General features: G+C 46.5%; 3 protein-coding genes. 1 reads left to right on the top strand and 2 read right to left on the bottom strand.

Annotation, left to right across the window (positions count from 1 at the left end; translation table 11 throughout):
* Positions 1 to 227, bottom strand: a 227-nt coding sequence (locus tag NG833_RS23315; RefSeq protein WP_254567666.1) for a hypothetical protein, incomplete at its 3' end; no start/stop codon positions are given.
* Here NG833_RS23315 and NG833_RS23310 point away from each other — a divergent pair.
* On the top strand, positions 217 to 723 hold the full coding sequence (locus NG833_RS23310; RefSeq protein ID WP_254567665.1) for a pentapeptide repeat-containing protein: 507 nt from the start codon (positions 217 to 219) through the stop codon (positions 721 to 723). The genes NG833_RS23315 and NG833_RS23310 overlap by 11 nt on opposite strands.
* Positions 724 to 765: 42 nt before the next feature.
* Here NG833_RS23310 and NG833_RS23305 read toward each other — a convergent pair.
* The coding region (locus tag NG833_RS23305) for a DNA/RNA non-specific endonuclease (RefSeq protein ID WP_254567664.1) at positions 766 to 1,929 on the bottom strand (1,164 nt) is incomplete at its 5' end.

Below are 1,929 nucleotides of genomic sequence, written 5' to 3'. Positions count from 1 at the left end.
AAACGTCGGTAAATCTTCTCCCCTTCCCTTGCTCCTTCTAACAGTGGCAATTCACTACCACTGAGATTAGTCGTTCCTGCATACCAGGCTAATGCTTGTCGATGCGGACTATTTTCAGTGTCATCCGGGGTAAAACCAGCCTGATCGCCTGTGGTATAGCAAAAGCTTACCGCGCTATTATTGATGGGGTAGTTAAAAGGATGCCGGAGATAAGTTATGAAAAACATGACTGTTGAGGAATTGAGCGGGCGATATGCTGCTGGTGAGAGGGATTTTGCTGGAATTGGTTTGAGCTATATCAGTCTACAGGGAACCAACTTGAGTGGCATTAACCTCAGTGGTGCCGATTTGTACGCTGCCCACCTAAAAGATATTAACCTGAGCGGTGCCAACCTCCATAGTGCCAATATGGCCGATATCCTTTTGGAGGAAGTTGAGTTGAATGATGCCAACCTTAGTGGTGCCAACCTAAACGGTGCCACCGTCAGAAATTCTAGTTTGAAGCAAGTTAACTTTGAGGGAGCAAACCTGACGGAAGTTTGTATGGACACAGTCGATCTTGAAGGTGCTAATCTCAGAAGAGTTCCCCCCCTGGATGAATCATCCTTTTACAGATGCAACCTTAGATATGTCCTCGTGGAAGGGGATAGCCTGAACGGCTGCTACCTAAGCAGCACCATCATGCCCAACGGGGACACGATCACCAACGTACTTGCGGAATGAAGTAAAGGTAGGATGTACATCGGCTACGCTAGAAGCGGTGTACTAACTAGGCAATAATCCGTTATCTCTAGATTCAATCGCCTCTTGAATGTTTTGAGGTAACTCAGACAGGAAATTATAGCCCGTTAAATTTTCCAAATAGTTAATACTCACACGCCAATCTCGCCAATTATTCCAGTTTGTGATTGTGCGATTAGTTTCCCCCGGCAGTGGGAAGTTTTTCGGAGTAACCAGACTGTCTCGGTTAGGCACCATGATAGTAACCACTTCTGTGTTAGCTGGGATATCACCAATACTCTGACCAGGCACCAGAGGTACTACAATCTTCCAAGTAAACTCAGGAATTAAAATTCCTTTGGGATTCACTGTCCAAGTCCCATTTGGGTCAAGTACCGTGTGACCATCTGGATGGACTGAAACTTGGTTTCCGATAGCACGATTCGGATCGTATCCATATCCGCCAGCAATGATATAGTAATCTCTCGCCACGCCGGAGTTTTCAATCGAGGCGCGAATATCCCGTTCAAAACTTTGCCACGCACCTCGATTATTCCCATTACCGTGTTGAGGCAGCATATTCGAGGTGAGGAATGTAGAGTAAACATCCTTACTGGTGCGATTGCGATCTGCTACCGGAACCATATGTCCTCTTTCCATTCCACGCTGGTTAAATCGGTAGTCAGGCCCCTCTGTGCGTACCCAGCTATCAGGTAAATCGCGATCTCCAAGCCAGGGATAGTCTAGTTTATCTGCTGGATAAGTTCCATCTGGAAAACCTGCTGGAGGATAACCGGGTGGGACAGTACCAGCAGACCCGGGTCGCCTGACATTACCTAGCCAGGTGTTGTTGAGTTGCCAACTCACCCAATTGGGAGTTTTAGTGGCATCGTTGTAAGAAAGCGCGTACTGTGGCTTCTCAATTAGGTAGTTCTCACGGTGAGTATCTGCGTCATGTCGAGCAAAAGTAGGATTCCCAAGTTTTGTATGAAGGCTCTTGAAGAACACATCATCCAGATAAACTGTCCCCTCTTCTATTTCAAATTTCACTGTGGCAACTTGACCTCGTAGGGATTCCGGGACATCTACATGGAAAGTCTCAAAGCCCGTTATTCCATAGCCAATTCTGTAGGTATCTGCGTCATTGTAACCTAAATCGTAGGGGCCATTGGCCTCTAATAGATGAATGGTTTCCTCTATTTTATGACC

The organism is Oscillatoria sp. HE19RPO, from assembly GCF_024220515.1.
GTDB lineage: Bacteria > Cyanobacteriota > Cyanobacteriia > Cyanobacteriales > Laspinemataceae > Laspinema.
The sequence above is the reverse complement of the archived record's forward strand: the minus strand, read 5'-3'. Positions and strand labels throughout refer to the sequence as shown.

Coding starts and splice junctions, on each gene's coding strand:
- NG833_RS23310 (WP_254567665.1), top strand. CDS start 217: ATGAAAAACATGACTGTTGAGGAATTGAGCGGGCGATATGCTGCTGGT.